Below are 20,738 nucleotides of genomic sequence, written 5' to 3' on the forward strand. Positions count from 1 at the left end.
TCCCCTGCACGCCGTCAGCGACTGAACGCCAACGGCAACCCTTGGCAGTCATTGAACACCCGGCCGTTGTGCCAGGCGATCTGGCCAGAGACCACGGTGGTGACAACCCGGTGTCGAAAGCTCTGGCCGTGAAAGGGTGTCCAGTTGCAGTGCGACAACAGCGGATCGACGCTGACGGGTCGGCTGTAGGGCAGACGCTCGATAAGGGTCAGGTCTGCCCAGTACCCCTCTCTCACGTAGCCGCGGTCGTTGATGGCAAACAGGTCGGCCACCGCGTGGCTGGTCTTCTGCACCAGGTGGGTAATCGGCATCACCCCCTGCGCGACAAGCTCCATCAGCGCAGGCAGCGCGTGCTGCACCAGAGGCAGGCCTGCGGGCGCCTGCGGGTAGGGCTTGGCCTTCTCTTCGAAGGTATGCGGCGCATGGTCGGTGCCGATCACGTCAAGCCGATCACACAGCAACGCCTGGCGCAGCGCATCGCGATCGGCCTGGGACTTGATGGCGGGATTGCACTTGATCAGATTCCCTAGCCGGGCGTAATCACGGTCATCGAACAACAGGTGATGCGCGCACACCTCCGCTGTGATGCGCTTGCCCGAAAGCGGCCCTGGCTCAAACAAGGCAAGCTCGCGCGCGGTGGTCAGATGCAGCACATGCAGGCGGGTGCCAAACTGCTTGGCGAGCGCGACGGCCAAGGACGATGAGCGATAGCAGGCGTCAGCGTCGCGGATGATCGGGTGCATGGACGGCTTGAGCGCTGCGCCGAACCGGGCGCGGACGCTGGCCTCGTTTTCGAGGATCGAGGGTGTGTGCTCACAGTGCGCCAGCAACACGGTCGGCACACAGGCGAACAGCGTCTCGAGGACGCGCGGGTCGTCCACCAACATGTCACCCGTGGACGCGCCCATGAACACTTTGACGCCCGCCACGTCGCGCGGATCGAGCGCAGCGACGACTTCGAGGTTGTCGTTGCTCACGCCAAAGTGAAAACCGTAATTGGCGACCGAGCTTCGCGACGCACGCTGCTTCTTGTCAGCCAAGGCCTCCAGCGACAATGTCGCGGGCTGGGTGTTGGGCATGTCCATGAAGCTGGTGATGCCACCGGCCACTGCAGCCCGTGACTCCGTGTAGATACTGCCTTTATGCGGCGCGCCAGGCTCCCTGAAGTGCACCTGGTCATCGATCATCCCTGGCAGTAACCACTGGCCTTGAGCGTCGATCTGGACCTCGGCGAAGTGGCCCTCGAGGCTGCCTGCTATCTTTTCGATGCGTCCGTGAGCCACCAACACGTCACGCTCGAGCGTCACGCCCTCATTCACCAACCGAGCGTTTCTGATCAGTACACGCGTCATGCCGCCCCCTGCCCTGCAATCATCACCCGGGTTCTCCACTTGAAGGAATGCCAAGGCGCTGTCGCCTCGAATGCCTAATGTTATGTTATAACACTTACATAACGCAAAGAATCACCCTTCCTTCACGCTCAAGACACAAGGGAACTCATGCACGATCGAACAGAGCTTCTGGCACAGGATCAGGCCTATGCGGATGCAGAAATTGCATGTCTGGCAGGCGCGAAGGCAGCGCTTCATCAATGGGCGAGCACGGTCGCAACGCGAGACGTCGACAAGGTGCTGAGCTTGTACGCGGCCGACGCGATCCTGGTGCCGACCCTCTCCAATCAGGTACGCGACTGTGATGACAGCCGGCGCAGTTACTTCGAGAATTTTCTCGCCAACGAGGGCTTGGTCTGTGACATCCAGGTGTTCAAGAAGCGCGTCAGCCGCAAGCTGGGCACCGTGGTGGTGGGCGGGCTTTATACCTTCGTGTACCGGGAACAGGCACAGCGAAAAGTGGTGCCGGCGCGATTCCTGTTCACCTTCGAGGCGATCGAGGGTCGCTGGATGATCACGGGGCACCATTCATCCCTTGAAACATAGGCGCCGGCCTGGGCTCCCACATAAGGCCCTCCGCTGCGCCGCGGGTTCCCTCACTCCGGTCTTGCTTCTGAGGTCGCCAAGTTAGGGGCGGCGCCTGGGTTGGCGTTATCTTCGACAGTGGCATGGGCGGTGGATATTCGGGCCTCATCGCGGGCAAGCCCGCTCCTACAAAGACCGCGCCGACCTGTAGGAGCGGGCTTGCCCGCGATGGCCGGAAGGTCAATGCAAATTCTGGCGCTGCCGCGCTGTACCGCCCTTATAAACCCGCGAGAGCGCAGCGATTCGCCAGCCGTTGCCCTGGCCCTTGATCTGGCACTTGATCTTGATCTGGCTCGTGATCTTGATCTACCGCGACTTCAGGAGGCCGAACGGAGGTCTTGCGGAGCGAGGTGACGGCCAGGAAGGCCGGCAAGGGCTGCGGGCCAGGAAGGCCCGTACAGCCCGGTCCTCGCGGGAGCAAGACCGGAGTGAGGGAACCCGCAGCGCAGCGAAGGGCCGGATGTAGGAGCAAGCGGTTTTTGGTTACTTTTTTCCAAGAAAAAAAGTGACCCGCCGTAAGGGCGGAAGGGGCCATAAGTGCCACCACATCAACCGGATCAGCTCAACAATCGACACCGCCCCCACCGGCAACTATCCCAATAATCAGTGAAGAACTTTTTTGTGCTCACCCCGCCACAGCCGATTCGACACACAGCTGCAGAAACCGCGCCGCCACCCGCGAAGGCGTCGCAGCGTGCGGCATCAGGATCGAGAACCGCCGTGTCAGCGGCTCAGGCGCAATACGCAAGCGCCGCAGCGCACCGTCCTCATGGCGGATCGACATCGCCGAAACAAAGCCCACGCCCATCCCCGCGCGCACTGCCTCCTTGACCCCCTCCACGCCCGCAATCTCCAACCCCACGCGCATCGCCACACCGCTGCGGGCAAACGCCCGCTCGACCAGTTGACGCACCCCAGAACCGCCCTCGCGCAGCACCAACGGATACGCCCCCAGGGCCTGCAAGGTCTGATCGTCGCCAGCCTCGGCAAGCGGGTGCTCGCTCGGCGCGATGGCGACGATCTCGTCCTCACGCCAAGGCGTGACGCTGGTGCCCAGCGGCAAGGCCTGGCCAGGCGGACCTTCGATCAGGGCGATATCGAGCGAGCCGAGCGCGGCGACGATCTCGGCACTGTTACCGTTGGCCGTGGTGACCAGCACCTCGGGGTACCGCTGGCGAAAGTCGGCGATCAGGTAGGGCAGCAGGTAACTGGCCGGCGTGGTGCTGGCGCCGATGCGCAAGGTGCCGCGCTCGAGGCCGCGCAGCGCATCGCGCAATGCCTGGGCCTGGCGAAAGGTCTCGCGCAGGCGCTCGGCGTGGCCAAGCAACTGCTCGCCCGCCGCCGTCAGGCGCACGCCGCGGCCGGCGCGCTGGTAGAGGGGCTCGCCGAATTCTTCCTGCAGCAGCTTGAGCTGGCCAGACACGGCCGGCTGCGACAGATGCAGGGCAAGTGCCGCATGGCTGATGTTGCCGTGCTCGGCAACGGTGGCGAAGGTTATCAGCTGTTCCGGGGTCATGAATCCAAAGTATCAGCACAGCGGATACTTTGCATCATATATGACGATTTTTTATAAGCTTATAACCGGAATAACCTAGGGGCATCACGTACTGGAGGACACACCATGGCCACGGTCCCAGCCACCCCTAGCCTTGCACCTACCCGCGACACCCGCGGGCGGCTCAATGGCATCTTGTTCGTCGCCCTGTTCGCCGTCGCGGTCACCCAGCTGGCCGCCCTGCCCGCCTTTGCCAACCTGGGCATCAGCCCGCTGATCGTCGGCATCGTCGCCGGCGCGCTGTACACCAATGGCCTGCGCCAGGGTGTACCGGAAAGCTGGGCGGCGGGCATCAACTTCTCTGCGCGCGGCCTGCTGCGCATCGCCGTGGCGCTGTTCGGCCTGCGGGTCAGCCTGCAGGAGATCGCCGAGGTCGGCTGGGCCGGCCTGACGGTGTCTCTGGCGGTCGTCTCGAGCACCTTGCTGATCGGCCTCTGGGTGGGCATGCGGCTGTTCAAGCTGGACCGCGACACGGCCCTGCTGACCGCCGCCGGCAGCGCCATCTGTGGCGCCGCCGCAGTGCTGGCGTTCGAGTCGGCACTGCGCTCGCAGCCGCACAAGAGCGCCATGGCGGTGGGCAGCGTGGTGCTGTTCGGCACCCTGTCGATGCTGCTCTACCCGCTGCTGGTGAACACCGGCTGGGTGCCGCTGGATACCCTCGGCGTCGGCCTGTTTTTCGGCGGCACCCTGCATGAAGTGGCCCAGGTGGTCGGCGCGGCGAGCAATGTCAGCAGCGAAGCAACGCATGTCGCGACCATCGTCAAGATGACCCGGGTCATGCTGCTGGTGCCGGTGCTGCTGGTGGTGGGGCTGTGGATCAGCCGCGCGCGCCAGCCCGGCCTGGCGCCCGGCAAGGGCAAGATCGCCGTGCCATGGTTCGCCTTCGGCTTTGTCGCACTGGTAGTGGTCAATTCGCTGCAGGTGCTGCCGGCCAGCGTGGTCAGCGGCGTCAACCAGCTCGACACCTTTGCCCTGACCATGGCCATGACGGCGCTGGGCATGGAGACCCGCTTCAGCCAGATCCGCCAGGCCGGCCCACGGGCGCTGGCCACCGGGGCGATCCTCAACCTGTGGCTGGTGTTCGGCGGCCTGGCCATCACCCTTGGCGTACAGCGGTTGTTGGCCTGAGGCGCCGGGCGGTTTTTTCTGGCCGACCTTTTTTCCCCGCCCTCTCGTTGCGGCGCGTATTTCTCGGTATGGTGTTATCCAAGTAGGAGTTTTACATGCACAGGAAAGACTTAGATGCCCCAACGCAATGTAATCAATGCATCCGTCAGCCCCAAAGGCAGCCTTGAAACGCTGTCGCAACGTGAAGTCCAGCAACTGAGCGAAGTCGGTACCGGCAGCCTCTACACCCTGTTCCGCCAATGCGCCCTGGCCATCCTCAATACCGGCGCGCACGTCGACAACGCCAAGACCATCCTCGAAGCCTACAAGGACTTCGAGGTGCGTATTCACCAGCAAGACCGCGGCGTGCGCCTGGAGCTGCTGAATGCGCCGGCCGATGCCTTCGTCGATGGCGAGATGATCGCCAGCACCCGCGAGATGCTCTTCAGCGCCCTGCGCGACATCGTCTACACCGAAAGCGAACTGGCCAGCCAGCGCATCGACCTGGAAAGCTCCCAGGGCATCACCGACTACGTCTTCCACCTGCTGCGCAACGCGCGCACCCTGCGCCCAGGCGTGGAGCCGAAGATGGTCGTGTGCTGGGGCGGTCACTCGATCAGCACCGAGGAATACCAGTACACCAAAAAGGTCGGCCACGAGCTCGGCCTGCGCAAGCTGGATGTCTGCACCGGTTGCGGCCCGGGCGTGATGAAGGGGCCGATGAAGGGCGCCACCATCGCCCACGCCAAGCAGCGCATGCACGGCAGCCGCTACCTGGGCCTGACCGAGCCTGGGATCATCGCCGCCGAGGCGCCGAACCCGATCGTCAACGAGCTGGTGATCCTGCCCGACATCGAGAAGCGCCTCGAAGCCTTCGTGCGGGTCGGCCACGGCATCATCATCTTCCCCGGCGGCGCCGGTACGGCCGAGGAGTTCCTGTACCTGCTGGGCATCCTCATGCACCCGGACAACCAGGGCCTGCCCTTCCCGGTGGTGCTGACCGGCCCACGCAGCGCCGAGGCGTACCTGCAGCAGTTGCATGCGTTTGTCGGCGCGACCTTGGGTGACGAAGCCCAGCGTCACTACCAGATCATCATCGACGACCCGGCCGAAGTCTCCCGGCAGATGGTCGAGGGGCTCAAGGCGGTCAAGCAGTTCCGCCGTGAGCGCAATGACGCGTTCCACTTCAACTGGCTGCTGAAGATCGAAGAAAGCTTCCAGCGCCCGTTCGACCCGACCCACGAGAACATGGCCAATCTTGCCCTGCGTCGCGATTTGCCGGCGCATGAGCTGGCGGCCAATTTGCGCCGGGCGTTCTCGGGCATCGTCGCGGGCAACGTCAAGGACAATGGCATCCGCCTGATCGAGGAGCACGGGCCGTATCAGATTCGCGGCGACAGCGCCGTGCTCGATCCGCTGGGGCGGCTGCTGCAGGCGTTTGTCGATCAGCACCGGATGAAGTTGCCAGGTGGGGCGGCGTATGTGCCGTGCTACCAGGTTGTGACCTGATAGCTGCTGGGGCCGCTTTGCGGCCCATCGCGGGGCAAGCCCGCTCCCACGCTCATATTCCGCAGCAAGGAATGAGGTGCGTGGGAGCGGCCTTGCCCCGCGATTGCTTCGGTGGCTCGTGAACAATTCAGCAACACTCTGCAGACATTTCCCACACTGATCGGTGAACCTGCCTACAAAAAAACGGTCTTTCGCTGACGGTCAACTCACCGACCGGTACATCGGCCCAGCCACCGGGCCTAATTTTGTCCAGTTTCAGCGAAGACCCTCATGCCTGACTCCCGCCCGAACCAGCCCGCCCTGACTGCCCTGCGTGGCAGCCTGATCGCCGCCCTGATCGCCCTCGCCGCCCCGGTGCATGCCGAAGAACCCGCCAATGACGCACGCTGGGTCAGCGACAGCCTGAGCACCTATGTGCGCAGTGGCCCGACCAACGGTCACCGTATCGTCGGCAGCATCAAGGCCGGGCAAAAAGTCGCCCTGGTCGCCACTCAGGGCGACTACAGCCAGGTGCGCGGCCAGAGCGGCGACCTGGTGTGGATCCTCACCAGCGACCTGCAGGCCGTCCCCGGCCAGGCCGAGCGCCTGCCGCAGCTGGACAGTGAAGTGGCGCAGCTGTCCGAACAGTTGAAGACCATCGACGACAGCTGGAAGACCCGCGTGCAGGGCATGCAAGAGACCCTCGACTCACGCAAGGCGCTGATCGACGAGGTGCAGGCCCGCAACAAGGACCTCAACGAACAGCTCGACCAGGCCCAGTCGAACCTGCGCGACACCCAGGCGCGCCTGGGTGACGAGAACAAGCAGGTGATGATGCGCTACATGGTCTACGGCGGCAGCATCGCCGGCGCGGGCCTGCTGCTGGGGCTGATCCTGCCGGCGCTGACCCGCGGCCGCAAGCGCAACGACCGCTGGTTCTGAGGCTCAGACCGGCTGGTTGGTGACGCCAAACGGCACGTGCACCGAGGGCACCACGGTGCGCGTGCTGGTCAGGTGGCCTGACTGGTCGTCGAAGAAGCTGTGCGGCTTGAGCACCGACAGCACCCGACGCTTCTCGATGCCACCGAGGAAGAACGCATCGTTGGCCATCACCCCCCAGCTCTTCAGGGTGTTCAGCGCGCGCTCGTGCGACGGCGCATTGCGGGCGGTGACGATCGACACCCGCAGGCGGTTCTCGTAGCCGGGGTGCGCGAGCTTGTACTGCTCTTCGGCCGCCTGGATCCGCGCGATCCGCACGAAAAACTCCTTCAGCGGCCCAGGGTTGTGCGGCTGGGTGACGTTGGTCACCTCGTGGGCATGGAAACCGACCAGGCCATCACGCTGCATCACCGCCTCCGACTCATCCCCCGCCAGCACGCCATCGAAGTCGAAGGCAATGCGCAGGCCGTCGTCGCGCTCGTCATCGTCGAACTGCGAGTCGAGCACCTGGCCGGCCGGGTAGCCGGCCTTGATCGCCGCATCGACGTGTTGCTTGTCGGCGGAGAGAAACAGCGCGATGTTCAGCGCCGGGATGTATTCGTAGGGCGAGCGGCCCTGCATGAAGATCGCCCGGGTCATGTTGAGCCCGTAGTGCTCGATGGTCTTCATCACTCGCAGGCCAGTGTCGGGGTCGTTCTGCGACAGCAGCACCACCTCCACCAGCGGGTCTTCGGGGTCGTCACACAGGTCATTGAGCGCCAGCAGGCGCTTGATGAATGGGTAGGCCATGCCGCGTGGCAGCGGCACGTGCAGGTGCTGTTGCTGGTAGGTGCGGTACTGCGCCTCGCCTTCGCGGCGGAACACCGCGTCGGACTCGCTGAGGTCGAACACCGCGCTTGAGGCCACGCCGATCACCAGGCGATCGTCTATTTCGTAGGGCATGGGGGGTTCCTTCTGAGCGCTCTGCCGGCCAGCTTACCTGAGACCGGCGCGCCTGCCCCTGCCCCGACTCAGAAATCGACCGTCGCCGACAGCTGCAATGCCCGCGGGTAGCCGGGCGAAATGGCCCCGTACGAGGCCACGCCCGACCAATACTCGCGATCGAAGACGTTCTGCACCGTGGCCCTGAACGTGGTCGGGCGGCCGTCGATGCGGGTGGCGTAGCGCGCCCCGACATCGAAGCGGGTCCAGGCGTCCAGCGCCTGGGTATTGGCCTGGTTGATGTACTGGCTGGCGGTGTAGATCGCGCCGCCGGTGAGGGTCACGCCTTCGACCCAGGGGGTGTCCCACTCGGCCCACAGGTTGGCCTGCACATCCGGCACGCCGACCGGCTCGTTGCCACGGTTGGCGGCGGTCGCCGAATCGGTCAGCTTGCCATCGAGCAGCGTCACCCCGCCCAGCAGCCGGGTACCCGGGGCGACTTCACCGAACAGGCTCAGCTCGACACCGCGGTTGCGTTGCTCGGCCTGGACCGAAAACAGGTTGCCGGCGCCCAGCTCGCCACTGGGCTTCTCGATCTGGAACAGCGCCAGGGTGGTCATGAACGAGGCGTACTCATACTTCACCCCCAGCTCGTGCTGCCGAGTCTCGTAGGGCGCAAAGGCCTCGCCGGGATTGGCCGACGTGGCGGGTGCCACATCGCCTTTGCTCAAGCCTTCGACGTAGTTGTAGTAGAACGAGACGTTTTCCCACGGCTTCACCACCACGCCGACCACCGGCGTCGTGGCACTGTCGTCATAGCGCGGGTTGACCCCGTTGGCGGCGTTGTAGTTGCGCGACTCGATCATTTGCCGGCGCAGGCCCAGGGTCAACTGCAGCCGGTCATCGAGCACCGCCAGGGTGTCGGTGATCGCAACTCCCGACAGCTCACTTTCGGACACCCGCAGCACCTTCGGCGCCAGGATGTACTGCTGCGGTGCATCGACCGGGTGATAGATATTGGAGAACACCTCGGTGCCGTTGCGGATGCCCCTGGACAACTCGTCCTGGTAACGCGTGGCCATCACGGTCAGGGTGTGGTTGACCGGGCCGGTTTCGAACAGGCCGCGCAGGCCGATATCCGCCGTCGAGCGATCGACGTTGAATTTGTAGTAGCCGGGGATATTACTGGTATCGCCCGCCGCGTTGAGAATGCGCGGCACCTGGTCGGACAACCGCTCGACATCGGCCCTGCCGCCACCGGCGTGGGCGAACACGGTCAGCGAATCGTTGAGGTCATACTCACCCCCGAGCAACGCCGACTGTTCACGGGTGGTCGACCAGCCCCAGTCCTGTGGCAGGTTGGTCCGGCCTTTCGGTGCAGAGGGCACGTCGGTGCCGGCAGCAACGGTGAAGGGTCGCGAGGCGGCGTCCCATTGTTCTTTCTGGCTGATGAAGTCCAGGTTCAGGCGCAGCCGTTCGCCCTGGTAGTCCAGCGCGATGGCGCCGATGTCCAGGGCGCGCTGCTGGTTGTCGATGGCGGTGTCACCTTGTGCGAGGCTGCCGTTGAAGCGCACGCCCCACTGTTTTTCATCACCAAAACGACGGCTGATGTCGATATGGCCGCCGACCTGGGTGTCGGAGCCGTAGCTTGCGGTGAGCCGGGTGAGGTCTTCGGCCAGCGCCCGCTTGGGCACGATGTTGATCACCCCACCCACCCCGCTGTTCGGTGAGATGCCGTACATCAGTGCGCCCGGCCCCTTGAGCACTTCGACGCGCTCGGCATACTCGGTGAACACCCGGTAGTTGGGCGCCACGCCGTACACGCCGTCGAACGCCAGCTCACCGAGGTTGCCTTCGCCGACTGGAAAACCCCGAATGAAAAACGAGTCGACGATGCCGCCGGTCTGGCCGGTCGAGCGCACCGAAGGGTCGCGTTCGAGGGCATCGGCGACGGTCACGGTCTGCAGGTCGGCCAGGGTCTTGGCGGTGTAGCTGGTGACGCTGAACGGGGTGTCCCGCACATCCTGGTTGCCGAGCATGCCGAGCCGCCCGCCGCGCGCAACCTGGCCGCCCGCGTAGGCGTCCGGCAGGCCACCGCTGCGCAGGCTGCTGGCGTCGATGGTGGTCGCCGCCAAGGTCAGGCCATCGCCACTGGCAGCGCTCTGGCGCACCAGCATGAACGTGCCGTCAGCGAGCGCTGCCAGCTCGAGCCCGCTCCCAGCCAGCAACCGGGCGATGCCCTCACTTGGCGAATAGCTGCCGGACAGGCCTGGGCTGTGCAAGCCTTCGGTCAACGCGGGCTCGAACGACAGGGCGATGCCGGACTGCATGGCAAAACTGGACAAGGCACGGCCCAGAGCCCCTGCCGGGATGTCATAGGTGTGCACCGCGACGGCATCCAGCTGGGCCGGCGCAGCCGCACAGACGTTGGCACTGGCGGCGACCAGGGCAACACTCAGCACAGCGCTGCGCACGGCAAGGGCTAACGCACGTTCACCGCGAGGACGACTGGCAACAGGCATGACGGAGGGATCCTTTCTGACTGGGTAAAAAGTGGTTTTCACTCTTGTTGCCAGCCGAAACCGAAAAAAGTATCAGGACGCGACGATTATTTTTGCAGGCCAGGGCTCAACGGGCGGACAGCAGGGTCCAGTAGCCCTCCATGTGCTCCGTCACCGCAACGGGATAGGTCGCCACCAGCATGTTCACGGTGCGCCGCCAGTCACTGACCGGGAACGCCCCCGACACAGGCAGATCGGCAATCTGCGGGTCACATCGGATGAAGCCGCGGCGGTAGCGCGCCAGTTCGCTGACAAGCGCCTGCAAGCGCATCTTGTCCGCCAGCAGCATGCCTTGGGTCCAGGCGCTGACGCTGCCATCTACAGGCCGCAGCGCACCAAGTGTGTGGGCGTCGAAGTCGGTGCGCTCACCGGCCCTGACCACCTGCGGCTCGGCCTGCCGCGCATTGGCGGGCTCTACCCGCACAGCGCCTTCGAGCACTGCCAGGTAGGTGCGCCCGGCCACTTCACGGACGACGAAGCGCGTGCCCAGCGCCTGCAGCCGCCCTTCACCGGTGCCGACCCGCAGCGGTCGCGACGGTAGCTGAGTATCGACGGCGGTCTGCACCAGGATCTCCCCGCGCAGCAGGTGGATAAAGCGCTGGTTGGCGTCGAAGCGCACGTCGATGGCCGAGTCGGTGTTGAGAAACACCTGCGTGCCGTCCGCCAGGACCAGCTCGCGGCACTCGCCAATCGCCGAACGGTAGTCCGCCGCCCAGCCTTGCCGCTCGGTCAGGTGCCAGCCCGCCCAACTGGCCGGGCCGAGGGCCAGCAACAGCGCCAGGCGGCTGATCAGCGCACGTCGGCCAGGCTCGGCCGGGCGATCCAGGGCAGACATCGACAGCGTCGGCGGCAAGCCGGCGAGCTTGCCCATCAGCAGCTCGGCACGCTGCCAGGCCCGCTCGTGCTCGACGCTGCTGTTGCGCCAGCTCAGCCAAGCCGCCTGCTGCGCCTGGCTTACCTCGCCGGCGCTCATGTTCATCAGCCACTCGGCGGCCTCTTCGAGAGCCTGTGGCGCAATGTCGCCGGGGCGATTGGCTGCCATCTATTCAACCCACTTCAGGCACTGCAGGAACGCCTGTTTCATGTAGCGCTTGACGGTGATCAGCGACACGTCGAGCTGCTCGGCAATGGCTTCGTACTTCATCCCGGTCAGTTGCGACAGTAGAAATGCGCGACGGACCAACGGCGGCAGGCTGTCGAGCAGCGCGTCGATCTCATGCAGGGTTTCCAGGATCAGGTAGCGCGTCTCCGGCGACGGCGCCTCGGCCAACGGGGCCTGTTGCAAGGCGCTCAGGTAGGCACGCTCCAGCGACTTGCGCTGGCACCAGTTGGCGAGGATGCCGCCCGCCACGCAATTGAGGTAGGCGCGCGGCTCGTTGAACACGGCGACCTTGGAGGCGAGGATGCGCGCGAACGTGTCCTGGACCAGGTCGGCCGCGTCCAGGGCGTTGCCCAGTTTGCGGTACAGCCGGGCGTACAGCCAGCCCTGATGGCCGCTGTAAAGCGCTGCGACGTTGTCCAGGCGGCTATCGGAAGGAGGCAGGGCTTCGCTCATGGGGCGATTCGTTTTTTGTAATTGAGAATTATTTTCAAGCTTAAGGTAAAGCTGCGGGCAAATTCAATCCCGCGACAGCGTTGGGTGGGCCAGCAACTTCCTCAAGCCAGGCGTTCACTAGGCCAGCCCCTCCAAGGTCTTTGCATGCTTTCTGAACTTGTCTTTGGCTTGAGCTCGCCGGGGCCGCTACGCAGCCCTTTCGCGACGCAAGGCCGCTCCCACAGGATGGCGGCGTCCATGTGGGAGCGGCCTTGTGTCGCGAAAGGGGCGCGCAGCGGCCCCGGCGAGCTCAAGACACACGTAATTTCTGAACACTTTGAAAGGCTGATTCACTGGCGCAAACGCTCCAACGCCTCGAGCACATAGCCAACCCCCAGCTCCACCTCGCCCTCGCGGCAAGCGATCCCCAACTGCCGCCACAACCCCGGCCGCAGCGGTCGCCGGGCCACGCGCGGGTCCAGTTCGACCGCTTCGCCCTCCTGCGGCAGCAAGGTCGCGCCATAGCCCGCCGCCACCAGGCTCTTGATCGCATCGTTGAAGTTCAGCTCGATCCGCGCCTGGGGATACAAGCCCGCCGCGGCAAACCACTCCGAGGTCACCCGCGACAACTGGGTACCGCTGTCATTCAGGATCAACGCGCGCTGCGCCAACCACGCCGGGCTGACCCGCGCGGGCGGGCGCCAGTCGCTGGGCACATAGGCCATGATCGGGTCGCGCCGCCAGGGCGTGATGCGCACGCCCTTGCCTGCCACCTGCGGCAACGCCACCAGGCCGATGTCCAGGCTGCCGTCGCGCAGGCGCGCCAGTGAGGCCTGCGAGGTCAGCACCTGGACCTGCACGTCGATGCCCGGGTGCTCGACCCGCAACACCTGCAGTGCCTGCGGCAACAGATGGGCAATCGCCCCGGTCGAGGCGCCCAGGCGCACCCGGCCCGTCAGGCCTTCGACCTGGCGGCGCACTTCGTCCAGGGCCAGGTCGGCATCCGCCAGCAAGCGCCGGGCCCGCGCCAGCAAGGTCTCGCCCAGGGCCGTCGGGCGCACCTGGCCGCGGGTGCGGGTGAGCAATGCCGCGCCAACCCGGGCCTCCAGCTCGGCGACATGCAGGCTGATGGTCGGCGGGGCCAGGTTGAGCTGTCGGGCGGCTTCGGCAAACGAGCCGAGGTCGGCGATCACTACGAGAGTACGCAGGCGGTCGAGGCTGATTTCACGCATGGCTGTCGTTCAGTTTTTATGAAGACCAGCATCATGATATTCAAATTTTCTTTCGTCCAGCGACGCGCGAGCATAGGTCATCAGCCCTTCACGTGGACCCCGACCATGCATACCCCTGTTGTTTTCATCGATGGCGACCAAGGCACCACCGGCCTGCAGATCCACGCCCGCCTGCACGGGCGCGACGACCTGCGCCTGCTGACCTTGCCCAAAGCCGACCGCAAGCACCCAGAGCGCCGCGCCGAGGCGATCAACAGCGCCGACATCGCCCTGCTGTGCCTGCCCGACGCCGCCGCCATCGAGGCCGTGGCGGCGATCAGTAACCCGGCGGTACGGGTGATCGACGCCAGCTCCGCGCACCGCACCACGCCGGGCTGGGTGTATGGCCTGCCCGAGCTGGACGCCCAGCAACCCGAGCGCATCGCCCAGGCCAAGCGGGTGAGCAACCCCGGCTGCTACCCGACCGGCGCCATCGCCCTGCTGCGGCCGTTGATCCAGGCCGGGCTGCTGCCGGCGGACTACCCGCTCAGTGTGCACGCCATCTCGGGGTATTCCGGGGGTGGCCGCGCGGCGGTCGAGCGCCATGAGCAGCCGCACGAGGGCAGCTTGCCGACCCTGCAACTGTATGGCCTGGAGCTGGCCCACAAGCATGTGCCGGAGATCCAGCAGCATGCCGGCCTCAGCGCGCGGCCGGTATTCCTGCCAGGCTATGGCGCCTACCGCCAGGGCATCGTGTTGACCATCCCGCTGCAACTGCGCCTGCTGCCCGCCGGGGTGAGCGCCGAGCACCTGCAGGCGTGCCTCGAGCAGCACTACCAGGGCGCCCGCCATGTGCAACTGATGCCGCTGCATCGAGGCGGGCCGGCAGCCCCGCTCGACCCAGAAGTGCTGAACGACAGCAATGACCTGCGCCTGGCCCTGTTCGCCAACCCCGAACATGGCCAGGTAGTGCTCACCGCCGTGTTCGATAACCTCGGCAAGGGCGCCTCGGGCGCGGCCGTACAAAACCTCGACCTGATGCTCGCGGCGCTCGCCGCACGAGGCTGATCCGGCAAAACCGGGTAGACTGTCCACCCCGCGCTACACCCGGCGCGGGGTGTTTCTGCCCAGCCGGAGCTTTGCCAGCGATGTACATCCTCCGCCGCCTCGACAGCGTGCCGCCCGAATCCTTCCAGAACCAGATCCGCCAGTTGGTGATCGACCATGTCGGCGAACTGAGCAGCGTGGCCATCAGTGCCGACAACCCGCTGTACCCGCTGTATCAATACGGCGTCGGCCTGGAGGTGCACCAGTACCTGCAAGCGCTGGACGGCAGCCGTGGCCTGGCCGTGGAGCTGTTGCTCGCGCTCGACGCCGAAGCGCCGGACCAGTTGCTCGGTTTCGCCATCGCCTTGCCGGCCCAGGACAACCCGCAGGCCTGCGTGCTGGCGTTCATGGCCGTGCTCGCCAGCCACCGTCGCCAGGGCATCGGCCGCGGCCTGCTGGCGGATCTGCAGGCGCGTTACCCGAGCGTCGAGCTCAACGCCTTTGCCGCGGTGGTGCCGTGGTTCGAGGAGATGGGCATGCAAGTGGTCGCCGCCCGTGGCCCGCAGGTGCTGATGAGCAGTACCGGGCAGGCCAGCGGGGCGTTGGTCGGCAGGCTGGATATCGCACCGATTTACCAGACCCTGGAGGTCCGCCAGATCCACGCGTACCTGCTCAAGCAGCAGGGTGAAGAAGCGATGGTCGAGGCGGAGCGCTTGCGCGATGAGCGCCTGGACCAGTTGGGGCTGCAGGCCCAGGCCTGCGTGAAGCAGCGCAAGACCGTGCACTGAGGCCGAGCCCTTGAGGGGCAACGCATAACCCTGTGGGAGCGGGTTGACCCGCGAAGAGGCCGGCCCGGCCTAAAGCCTCAGACCTGGGTCAGCGGGATGTCCCCCGCGCTGCCCTTGCCCTCCCGCCGCTCGCCCATCCAGTCATTGACCTGCTGGCCAAACTCGGCGGGAGCCTTGCGCCCAAAGCGCCGCGCAAGGTCGAGGATGGTCTGCTGTGCCAGCGCCTCTTCCATGCGCTTCTGCGCACCCATCATCACCGCATGGATCGCACAGGTCCCTTCGGTCGCCCAGCCCGGCGGCGAGCCCTCGAACACCGCGCAGCGCTCGCGGATCTCGCGGCAATCAAAAATCTTCTTCGGCCCGTCGATCGCCGTGACGATGTCCAGCACGGTGATCTCGTCCGACGGCCGCGCCAGGCGAAATCCGCCCCGCACGCCTTCGGTCGCCGCCACCAGGCCGGCCCTGGCCAGCTTGGTGAAGACCTTGGCCAGGTATTCCTGCGGCACGCCCTGCAGTTCGGCCAGGTCGCGCACGCTGGATTCGCGGCTGTCGCCACGTTCATCGAGCAGAAACAGCAGGCAGTGGATGCCGTACTCAACGCCGGCACTGTAAAGCGACATGTCAATCTCCGACTAACTTTGTCGCAAATAATACGCTGCAAATACCCCCCAAAGCAAAACCCACCGATGCCATACGTCGCCTTTCGGCGCGCGCGCTGATCCTGACAAAGCCCATAAATCCGGTCATTTCAGAGGAATCGCCACGGGTTCACAGCGAGGGCAGCGGAAAAAAATGCTTGCCGCCGTTAACTACGATCAATACAGTCGTAGTTATTCGGCGGGCACAGAACGCCACCGAAGCCTCTTTCTCGTCCCGCTACGGAGCTCCCTCATGAACACCAACATCCTGATCATCGGTGCCGGTTTTGCTGGCGTCTGGAGTGCCCTCAGTGCTGCCCGCCTGCTTGACCAGGCACAGCGCGGCGACCTCAGCATCAGTGTGCTGGCCCCTCAGGCCGAACTGCGTATCCGCCCCCGTTTCTACGAAGCCGACGTGCACGCCATGCAGGCCCCACTGGCGGCCCTGTTCGAATCGGTGGGGGTGAAGTTCATCCAGGGCCACGCCGACAGCATCGACGCCGAGGCACGCCAGGTCGGCTACCGTGACAGCCAGGGCCAACAGCGCCAGATCAGCTACGACCGCCTAGTCCTCGCGGCCGGCAGCCAGGTCGCCCGCCCGGCGATCGCCGGCCTGGCCGAGCACACCTTCGATGTCGACCAGATGGAGTCGGCGGTACGCCTCGAGCAGCACCTGAACGGCCTCGCGGCCCTGCCCGCCTCACCTGCGCGCAACACTGTGGTGGTCTGCGGTGGCGGCTTCACCGGGATCGAAACCGCAACCGAAATGCCGGCACGCCTGCAGGCCATCCTCGGCGCCGCCACTGCGGTGCGCGTGGTCGTGGTCGACCGCGGGGCGAAGATTGGCGCAGCGCTCGGCGCCGGCATCACCCCGTCGATCGTCGCCGCCTGTGAGCAGGCCGGCGTCGAATGGCTGCCGGCCAGCGCAGTGGTGGCCGTCGATGCCGGCGGCGTGACCCTGGACAACGGCGAATACATCGCCAGCAAGACCGTGATCTGGACCGTCGGCGTCAAGGCCAGCCCACTGACCGCGCACGTCCCCGGCGAACGTGATGGCTTTGGCCGGCTGCGCGTCGACGACCACCTCAAGGTGATCGGCCAGCCGCACATCTATGCCACCGGCGATGTCGCCTGGGCTGCGGTCGACGAACTCGGCAACCACGCCCTGATGACCTGCCAGCACGCGATCCCCATGGGCCGCCACTCGGGCAACAACGCCGCCGCCGACCTGCTGGCCCTGACGCCGGTGGTCTACCGCCAGCCCAAGTACGTCACCTGCCTCGACCTCGGCGGCTGGGGCGCGGCCTTCAGCGAAGGCTGGCAGCGCGAACTCAAGCTGCAGGGCCAGGAAGGCAAGGACCTGAAACGCCAGATCAACTCGGTGTGGATTTACCCGCCGGCGGCTGATCGGGCCACTGCGCTGGCAGCCGCAGACCCCGCGATTACCATCGTCTGACCGCGAATAACCTGACAAGTCCGTCAAAAAATGACGGACTTGTTGCTACTTGTCGTTACATTGAATGACTGGTCAATAATAATGGCACTATGGCATCATCTAAGAAAAAACGATTCATGAAGGGTGAGGATCAACCACACATTTCGCAGTGCATCGAGAGCCCGGCGCCCCCCCGGTGACCCGGCTCCGCCGATCGAGCTCTTGACGCCTGCACGCCACCGTCAAGGAGCATTCCAATGCAGTTCCGGAATATGAAGATCGGCAAACGGGCAGCCAGCGTGTTCACGCTGCTGGGCGCCCTCGTCCTGGTCATGGGCCTACTCTCGCTGTACGAAACCCGCCAGATGGACAGCGCCACCGACGAGATCCGCGTCACCTGGATGCCCGCCGTGATCGCGCTGAACGATATCAGCAGCAACCTCGGCCGCGCCCGCGCAGTCACCCTGCGCACCGCCCTGGACGATGACCCTGCAGAGCGCCAACGCAACGTGGCCCTGCTCGACGGCATCAACCAGCAGCTGCACACCAGCCTCAAGGACTACCAGGACACGATCATTGCCGCGGACGACCGCGCCCTGTTCAACGCCTTCACCGCCGCGCACGAGCAATACGTGGGCTTGCAGAAACAGGTCCTGGCCAATCTCTTGAACGGCGACCTCAGCGCAGCCAAGGCGCAGATCAGCGGCCCGCTGACCGCACAGGCCGACGCCATGATGAAAGCCATGGGCGCACTGATCAGCTACAACGGCACCGGCGCCGAACGCGCGTCCCAGCGCAGCAGTGACGTCGCCGATGAAGCGTTCACGGTCATCGTGACCTCGCTGCTGGTGATCATGATCGCGCTGGTCACCATCGCCCTGCTGCTCACCCGCAGCATCGTCGTGCCGCTGGCCGACGCCGTGGCGGTTGCCGAGCGCGTGGCCACCGGCGACCTCACCCGCGAGATCCGAGTAGACGGCCGCGACGAGCCGGCCTTGTTGCTGCGCGCCCTGAGCCGTATGCAGGAGAGCCTGCGCGACACCCTGCGCAAGATCGCCGCGTCGTCCGACCAACTGGCCTCGGCCTCGGAAGAACTGCACACCGTCACCGAAGACACCAGCCGTGGCCTGCACCAGCAGAGCGCCGAGATCGACCAGGCAGCCACCGCGGTCAACCAGATGACTGCGGCCGTCGAGGAAGTGGCCAACAACGCGGTGAGCACCGCCGATGCGTCCAAGGGCGCCGACCGCACCACCCGCGATGGCCGTGACCAGGTCAACCAGGCGTTGACCTCGATCCAGCACCTGGTCGACGACGTCAGCGGCACCTCGGCCGAAATGGAACAGCTGGCCACCAGTGCCAACGAGATCAGCCGGGTGCTCGATGTGATCGGTTCGATTGCCGGGCAGACCAACCTGCTCGCGCTCAACGCAGCGATCGAAGCCGCGCGTGCCGGTGAAGCCGGGCGCGGCTTTGCCGTGGTCGCCGACGAGGTGCGCGCCCTCGCCCACCGCACCCAACAGTCCACGGCGGAAATCGAGCAGATGATCGCCGGTATCCAGAACGGTACCGAGCGTGCGGTGAGTGCCATGCACAGCAGCCGTGGGCGGGCCAACAGCACGCTGGAAGTGGCGCAGTCGGCGGGTCAGGCGCTGGAAGTGATTGCCGAGGCGATCACCTCGATCAACCAGCGCAACCTGGTCATCGCCAGCGCCTCGGAAGAGCAGGCGCAGGTGGCGCGGGAGGTGGACCGCAATCTGGTGAACATCCGCGACCTGGCGATGCAGACTTCGGCCGGGGCCAACCAGACCAGCGCGGCGGCGCAGGATCTGTCGCGCCTTGCGGTGGACCTGAACGGCATGGTGGCGCAGTTCAAGGTTTGATTCTGCCGTGAAACAGCTGGGGCTGCTTCGCCGCCCTTTCGCGACACAAGGCCGCTCCCACAATAGACCGCATTGCGCAGGTCCCTGTAGGAGCGGGCTTGCCGGGACGCCGGACCGCCGCGAAGGGCTGCGAAGCAGCCCCAGTACACCGAATCAGTCGTTTACGCCGACCGCGCGCCCAGCCTTCTCGGTCTTGCCCCGCGTCGCCAGGCAGTAATACAGCGGGCAGGTCACCAGCAGCCCGAACAGCCACGACAGGTCCGCCCCTTCCACCAGGTTCGAATACGGCCCTACATACAGCGCCGTGTTGGCGAACGGCAGCTGCACCAGGATCCCGCACGCATAGGCGATGATCGCGTGGTGGTTGAAGCGCCCATAGATCCCGCCATCGGCGCGGAAGATCGAGGCGATGTCATACACGCCCTTCTTGATCAGGTAGAAGTCGATCAGGTTGATCGAGGCCCACGGCACCAGCACCAGCAGCAGCGCCAGGATCAGCCCGATGAACTGGCCGATGAAATCCGCCGAGGCATTCAGCGCAACCATCCCACAGCCCGCCAGGATCACCGCGGCGAGGATCACCCGCACCTTGATGCTCGGCGTCCACTGCGCCACGAACGTCTGGATCGCCGTGACGATCGACAGCACCGCGCCATACAGGTTGAGCGCGTTGTGGCTGATGATGTTGAGCAAGAACAGCACCATCAGGATCGGCCCCAACCAGCCCGTGGCCTGTTCGACCGCCGCCATGGCATCAGTCCCTTCCGGCACGCAGAGCACCGCAATGGCACCAAAGCTGAAGCACAGGATGGTGCCCAGGGTGGCGCCGAAATAGGTGGCCCAGAACGGTTTGGCAATGCCCACCTCACGCGGCAGGTAGCGCGAGTAGTCGGAGGTGTACGGCGAGAAGCTGATCTGCCAGATGGTGCCCAGCGAGACCGTGGCGATAAAGCCCGACAGGTTGAAGCTGCCACGGCTGTAGAAGTCGGCCGGCAGGTCCTGAACGAACATCATGATGAAGCCTGCCAGCAGCGCCGACCCCATGACCCAGGTACCGATGCGGTTGAGGGTATGGATGAAGCGATAGCCGATCACGCCAATCGCGGTGGCGCTCAACGCACCGATGACGATCGCCGTGGGCATCGGCACGCTGGGGGCGATGCCGTGGATCGACTTGCCGGCCAGGACGATGTTGGAGATAAAGAAGCCGACGTAGATCAGCGCGGTGAAGAACACGATCAGCAAGGCGCCGTAGCGGCCAAACTGGCCACGGCTCTGGACCATCTGCGGAATGCCCAGCTGCGGCCCCTGGGCAGACGCCAAGGCAATCACCACACCGCCGAGCAGGTGACCGATGACGATGGCCAGCAGCCCCCAGACCAGGTTCAGGTGGAACACCTGGATGACCATGGCGCCGGTGACGATCGGCAATGGTGCGATGTTGGTGCTGAACCACAGGGTGAACAGGTCGCGCGCCTTCCCATGGCGCTCGGCAGGGGGAACATAATCGACCGTATGATTCTCGACAAACTGGTGTTGCGACGACGATTGGGACATAGGTTTTCAGCTCGAAAGGGGCATTTTTTATCGTTGTAGGAAACCGCTCTGGGCGGCCTCTCAGCTGCGGACCATATTATGGTATTCCAAACTTTTGA

At 65.3% G+C, this 20,738-nt stretch carries 17 protein-coding genes; 8 read left to right on the forward strand and 9 right to left on the reverse strand.

The annotated features are described in order from the left end of the window. Window positions 1-14 precede the first annotated feature (14 nt). Complete coding sequence (locus tag CCOS865_RS12960) at window positions 15-1,352, reverse strand: dihydroorotase (protein ID WP_119141357.1); 1,338 nt, start codon at window positions 1,350-1,352, stop codon at window positions 15-17. A gap of 147 nt (window positions 1,353-1,499) precedes the next feature. Between CCOS865_RS12960 and CCOS865_RS12965 the strand changes: the two genes are divergently transcribed. Then, window positions 1,500-1,937, forward strand: a complete 438-nt coding sequence (locus CCOS865_RS12965; RefSeq protein WP_119141359.1) for a nuclear transport factor 2 family protein — start codon at window positions 1,500-1,502, stop codon at window positions 1,935-1,937. A 664-nt stretch (window positions 1,938-2,601) separates the two neighbouring features. Here the strand turns inward: CCOS865_RS12965 and CCOS865_RS12975 are convergent. After that, the gene (locus CCOS865_RS12975; RefSeq protein ID WP_119141363.1) at window positions 2,602-3,492 is read right to left on the reverse strand and encodes a LysR family transcriptional regulator; all 891 of its coding nucleotides are present in this window, start codon (window positions 3,490-3,492) and stop codon (window positions 2,602-2,604) included. Between the two features lie 105 nt (window positions 3,493-3,597). Between CCOS865_RS12975 and CCOS865_RS12980 the strand changes: the two genes are divergently transcribed. The 3 genes from CCOS865_RS12980 to CCOS865_RS12990 all read left to right on the forward strand — a co-directional run bounded on the left by CCOS865_RS12980 (window position 3,598) and on the right by CCOS865_RS12990 (window position 7,068). Continuing rightward, complete coding sequence (locus tag CCOS865_RS12980; RefSeq protein ID WP_119141365.1) at window positions 3,598-4,659, forward strand: YeiH family protein; 1,062 nt, start codon at window positions 3,598-3,600, stop codon at window positions 4,657-4,659. Window positions 4,660-4,773: 114 nt separating this feature from the next. Then, entirely contained in the window at window positions 4,774-6,147 is a 1,374-nt protein-coding gene (gene ppnN / locus CCOS865_RS12985) for a nucleotide 5'-monophosphate nucleosidase PpnN (RefSeq protein ID WP_119141367.1), read from the forward strand. 270 nt (window positions 6,148-6,417) lie between these two features. Next, window positions 6,418-7,068 (forward strand): TIGR04211 family SH3 domain-containing protein, encoded by a 651-nt coding sequence (locus CCOS865_RS12990; protein WP_119141369.1) that lies wholly within the window; start codon window positions 6,418-6,420, stop codon window positions 7,066-7,068. 3 nt (window positions 7,069-7,071) lie between these two features. Here the strand turns inward: CCOS865_RS12990 and CCOS865_RS12995 are convergent, their stop codons facing one another. From CCOS865_RS12995 to CCOS865_RS13015, 5 genes are all read right to left on the reverse strand, one after another. After that, window positions 7,072-8,007: a 5'-nucleotidase gene (locus CCOS865_RS12995; protein WP_119141371.1), complete on the reverse strand. Its 936-nt coding sequence runs from the start codon at window positions 8,005-8,007 to the stop codon at window positions 7,072-7,074. A gap of 68 nt (window positions 8,008-8,075) precedes the next feature. Next, on the reverse strand, window positions 8,076-10,508 hold the full coding sequence (locus CCOS865_RS13000; protein WP_167469057.1) for a TonB-dependent receptor: 2,433 nt from the start codon (window positions 10,506-10,508) through the stop codon (window positions 8,076-8,078). 106 nt (window positions 10,509-10,614) lie between these two features. Continuing rightward, window positions 10,615-11,589, reverse strand: coding sequence for a FecR domain-containing protein (locus CCOS865_RS13005; RefSeq protein WP_119141373.1), 975 nt, complete (start codon window positions 11,587-11,589; stop codon window positions 10,615-10,617). Further along, window positions 11,590-12,102 (reverse strand): sigma-70 family RNA polymerase sigma factor, encoded by a 513-nt coding sequence (locus tag CCOS865_RS13010; RefSeq protein ID WP_119141375.1) that lies wholly within the window; start codon window positions 12,100-12,102, stop codon window positions 11,590-11,592. A 329-nt stretch (window positions 12,103-12,431) separates the two neighbouring features. Beyond that, window positions 12,432-13,313 (reverse strand): LysR family transcriptional regulator, encoded by an 882-nt coding sequence (locus CCOS865_RS13015; protein ID WP_119141377.1) that lies wholly within the window; start codon window positions 13,311-13,313, stop codon window positions 12,432-12,434. A gap of 105 nt (window positions 13,314-13,418) precedes the next feature. Between CCOS865_RS13015 and argC the strand changes: the two genes are divergently transcribed. Together argC and CCOS865_RS13025 are read left to right on the forward strand one after the other, a co-directional pair. Continuing rightward, window positions 13,419-14,360, forward strand: a complete 942-nt coding sequence (argC, locus tag CCOS865_RS13020; RefSeq protein WP_119141379.1) for an N-acetyl-gamma-glutamyl-phosphate reductase — start codon at window positions 13,419-13,421, stop codon at window positions 14,358-14,360. A gap of 80 nt (window positions 14,361-14,440) precedes the next feature. Next, window positions 14,441-15,127: a GNAT family N-acetyltransferase gene (locus tag CCOS865_RS13025; protein WP_119141381.1), complete on the forward strand. Its 687-nt coding sequence runs from the start codon at window positions 14,441-14,443 to the stop codon at window positions 15,125-15,127. 77 nt (window positions 15,128-15,204) lie between these two features. Here the strand turns inward: CCOS865_RS13025 and CCOS865_RS13030 are convergent, their stop codons facing one another. Further along, entirely contained in the window at window positions 15,205-15,747 is a 543-nt protein-coding gene (locus CCOS865_RS13030) for an RrF2 family transcriptional regulator (protein WP_119141383.1), read from the reverse strand. Between the two features lie 271 nt (window positions 15,748-16,018). Between CCOS865_RS13030 and CCOS865_RS13035 the strand changes: the two genes are divergently transcribed. Together CCOS865_RS13035 and CCOS865_RS13040 are read left to right on the forward strand one after the other, a co-directional pair. Further along, entirely contained in the window at window positions 16,019-17,221 is a 1,203-nt protein-coding gene (locus CCOS865_RS13035; RefSeq protein ID WP_119141385.1) for an NAD(P)/FAD-dependent oxidoreductase, read from the forward strand. A 236-nt stretch (window positions 17,222-17,457) separates the two neighbouring features. Further along, a complete protein-coding gene (locus tag CCOS865_RS13040) occupies window positions 17,458-19,083 on the forward strand; it encodes a methyl-accepting chemotaxis protein (RefSeq protein WP_119141387.1) in 1,626 nt (541 codons plus the stop codon). A gap of 153 nt (window positions 19,084-19,236) precedes the next feature. On the opposite strand, the gene CCOS865_RS13045 is transcribed toward CCOS865_RS13040, so the two are convergent. Further along, window positions 19,237-20,640: a purine-cytosine permease family protein gene (locus CCOS865_RS13045; protein WP_119141389.1), complete on the reverse strand. Its 1,404-nt coding sequence runs from the start codon at window positions 20,638-20,640 to the stop codon at window positions 19,237-19,239. Between the last annotated feature and the right edge of the window lie 98 nt (window positions 20,641-20,738).

The organism is Pseudomonas reidholzensis, assembly GCF_900536025.1.
Lineage (GTDB): Bacteria > Pseudomonadota > Gammaproteobacteria > Pseudomonadales > Pseudomonadaceae > Aquipseudomonas > Aquipseudomonas reidholzensis.